Source organism: Deltaproteobacteria bacterium (genome assembly GCA_019308995.1).
Classification (GTDB): domain Bacteria; phylum Desulfobacterota; class Desulfarculia; order Adiutricales; family JAFDHD01; genus JAFDHD01.
In genome coordinates this window covers 1-3,228 of the sequence record JAFDHD010000199.1, presented here as the reverse complement: position 1 = coordinate 3,228, position 3,228 = coordinate 1, and the positions used below count along the sequence as shown (strand labels likewise).

Annotated in this window: 4 protein-coding genes; 3 read left to right on the top strand and 1 reads right to left on the bottom strand. The window is 58.0% G+C overall.

Annotated elements, in window-relative coordinates; all coding sequences use genetic code 11:
• A partial coding sequence (locus JRI95_16830) for a transposase (GenBank protein ID MBW2063210.1) occupies window positions 1-391 on the bottom strand: 391 nt, incomplete at its 3' end.
• Window positions 392-454: 63 nt separating this feature from the next.
• Between JRI95_16830 and JRI95_16825 the strand changes: the two genes are divergently transcribed.
• The 3 genes from JRI95_16825 to JRI95_16815 all read left to right on the top strand — a co-directional run bounded on the left by JRI95_16825 (window position 455) and on the right by JRI95_16815 (window position 3,041).
• Window positions 455-862, top strand: a complete 408-nt coding sequence (locus tag JRI95_16825; protein MBW2063209.1) for a hypothetical protein — start codon at window positions 455-457, stop codon at window positions 860-862.
• Window positions 859-1,221 carry an IS66 family insertion sequence element accessory protein TnpB gene (tnpB, locus tag JRI95_16820; GenBank protein MBW2063208.1) on the top strand — a complete coding sequence of 121 codons (363 nt, stop codon included), beginning with the start codon at window positions 859-861 and terminating at the stop codon, window positions 1,219-1,221. The genes JRI95_16825 and tnpB overlap by 4 nt, the downstream gene beginning before the upstream one ends.
• Before the next feature lie 221 nt (window positions 1,222-1,442).
• Window positions 1,443-3,041: an IS66 family transposase gene (locus JRI95_16815; protein ID MBW2063207.1), complete on the top strand. Its 1,599-nt coding sequence runs from the start codon at window positions 1,443-1,445 to the stop codon at window positions 3,039-3,041.
• Window positions 3,042-3,228: the final 187 nt, after the last annotated feature.

Below are 3,228 nucleotides of genomic sequence, written 5' to 3'. Positions count from 1 at the left end.
TTCCCAGAGGAATACGTAGGCTGGCGAGCACCACCAGACCCCTCATACCTTTGCCCCTTTGGGTCTTTCCGACGCATTTACCTCCTTTTTGGCCGGGGCGAAACCGCCCTCGGCAAGGCTTCCGGCCCATCCCGTTGGCCACGTTCGTCCGGTTCAGCTGGGAAAGCACGCCGGCATTATGCCAGACACCTTGTTGTTCCCAAAGCTTCAAACGCCGCCAACAAGTTGAGGGGTTGGGATATCGCGGGGGCAAGTCGGCCCACGGAGCCCCGGTGCGTGAAATCCACAAGATGCCCTCAAAAACCTTGCGCTTATCCGCCCCCGACCTGTTCCCTCGTTTCGATTTTCTGGATTGGGTTAATAGTGTCTTTTCGGCAAGCGTGTATGACATGATTTTTTATGGGTGCTATCATATTCGTTGACAGCAATAGAATTTGTTAAATAAGGACGACATATGAATAACCTCTCGAAATCGAATTTGCCGACAAAGCTGGCCCGGGGTCGTAAATGCTTTGAAAAGTGGCGCCGCACCCATAAACCGCCTACCAGATTGCCGGAGCATCTTTGGTCTCTGGCGGCCCAACTGGCACGGGAGTATGGACTCAACAAGACCGCACGAACCCTACGGCTCGACTACAATAGCCTGAAAAAACGCATGGAGCATGCGGTTTCAGGTGAGGCGTCAAAGCCAATAGCCCCAGCCCCATTTTTGGAACTGCTGCCTGCCGGGCCGCAGGCGAATGTCGAATGCACCATCGAATGCGAAGATGGCCAAGGCGCCAGGATTCGCATCCACCTCCAGGGCCGGGAACTGCCCGACCTGGCGGCCCTCAGCAGCAGCCTCTGGAACGGGGACCGATGATCCAGTTAACCCCCCACATGCGGATTCTGGTGGCGGTGGAGCCGGCGGATTTTCGCAAAGGCATCGACGGTCTGGCCCGGATTTGTCGCGAGGCATTGGGCAGCGATCCGTTCAGCGGCAGCGTCTTCGTCTTCCGTAATAAGAGCCGCAAGGCGATCAAGATCCTGGTCTATGATGGTCAAGGCTTCTGGTTGTGCCAGAAACGGTGGTCGAAGGGTCGGTTTCCGTGGTGGCCGCAGCAGGTCTCGGCGGCGGCCCAGACCCTGCAAGCCCACCAACTGGCAGTCCTGCTGTCCGGCGGGAATCCGGAGGCGGCCCAGGGGGTTCGGCCCTGGCGGCGGGTGGAGGCAGGACCGTAAATAAAGAAGCTTGCTTTTACAGTTCTGCTCTAGCCGGAATATTTTGAAGTAAAATTTGCCTTCGTCCGATAATATATCTGTTAGTTTCCACTGTAATTCGATGATGTGGGGGATGGATTGTGATGAGCAATCGGCGAAGAATCAGGAGACAGCGTGGCAAGTCAGGCCGATACCAAGGCAAATCAACTGCTCCCAGCGGCCCGGAACGGATCGAGCTTTCGATGAGCGAATTGGAGGCGATCCTGGAACGGGTTAAGTCGAGCCTGAGCCCGGAGGAATACGACAAGCTTCACGATGCCCTGAAGACCCTGTTGTTTCTGACGCAGGAGTTGGAGAAGAATCGGGTCTCGGTCCAGCGGCTCAAGCAACTGCTCTTCGGGACGACCACGGAGAAGACGCAAAAGGTATTCCAGAAGGCTCTGGAAGAAGCCGGCAGTAATTCGAAGGCGGAGGGTAAAGAATCCCCCGGGCCACCAGCGGCGGCGGCGAAGGCCAAAGGCCACGGCCGCAATGGCGCTGATGCTTACACCGGTGCCAAAAAGGTCAAGATATCACACCCAACGCTCAAACCGGGCGATTCGTGTCCCGAATGTAACAAGGGCACCGTCTATGAGACCGCCGAGCCGGGCCGTTTGGTGCGTGTAACCGGACAGGCCCCTCTAAACGCTACGGTCTTTGAACTGCAGAAGCTGCGCTGTAACCTATGCGGGGAGATTTTCACAGCCCCGGCGCCGCCGGAGGTGGGCTCGCGAAAGTATGGCGCCGAATCAGCCGCAATGATTGCTCTACTCAAGTACGGAAGCGGGCTTCCCTTCAACCGCCTGGAAAGGCTGCAGGGTAGTCTGGGGATTCCCCTGCCAGCCGCGACCCAATGGGACATCCTGAGCGATTGCGTAGGCGTCTTTGTTCCGATTCATGAGGCGCTGATTCGGTCCGCCGCCCAGGGCCGGGTCGTTCACAACGATGATACGAGTATGAAGGTTCTCAGTTTGGCAACCCGTAAGGAGCCGGACCAGAGCGACTTCGAGGAGCAGACAACATCTGCACGCACGGGTGTGTTTACCTCCGGGATCGTCTCGGTCCAGGGGGATCACCGGATCGCGTTGTTTTTCACCGGCCATAATCATGCCGGCGAGAATCTGGCCGAAGTGCTCAAACGTCGGGCCGCCGAATTAGCACCGCCGATCCAGATGTGCGATGCCCTGTCTCGCAATCTGCCCCAAGAACTCGAGGTCATTCTGGCCAACTGCCTCTCGCACGGACGTCGGCGTTTTGTCGAGGTGGCGATGAACTTTCCCCAGGAATGCCGGTTTGTCCTGGAGATCCTCAAAGAGGTTTATCAAAATGATGCCGAGGCCCGGCGCCAGGGCTTCTCCGACCAGCAGCGGTTGGCTTGGCATCAGGCCCGCAGCGCCGCGAAGATGACCGAGCTTAAGGACTGGCTGACCGAGCAGATCGACCAACACCTGGTCGAGCCCAACAGTGGCCTGGGCGAGGCGATCACGTATATGCTCAATCACTGGGAGGCGTTGACCCTGTTCCTGCGGCAGCCCGGTGCCCCCTTAGACAACAACGTATGCGAAAGAGCCCTGAAGAAGGCTATTCTCCATCGTAAGAACGCCTACTTTTATAAAACCCCGAACGGAGCCCGCGTGGGAGACCTGTTCATGAGCCTGATCCACACCTGCGAACTCAACGACATCAATCCCTTCGACTACCTCACCCAATTGCAAAAGCACGCGCACGAGTTGTCCGCAGACCCCGACCGCTGGCTGCCCTGGAACTATCGCAATACGCTTCAAAGAACCGACGCCCCCTGATAAATTCAGATTTTTTTCCGGCTTGCCGAAAGTACACGCTGATGCGCAAGCTCTTCGGCTTGGGCACGCCGCAGTCCCTGGCGGAGCGTCTGGCGGGCCTTTCGGCCGGCATTTCGGGCCTGTTGTGGCGTCTGAGGCGGCTGTTGAGGGCCATTGGCCGCCCGGAGAGGCCCTTCGGGCCGGTATG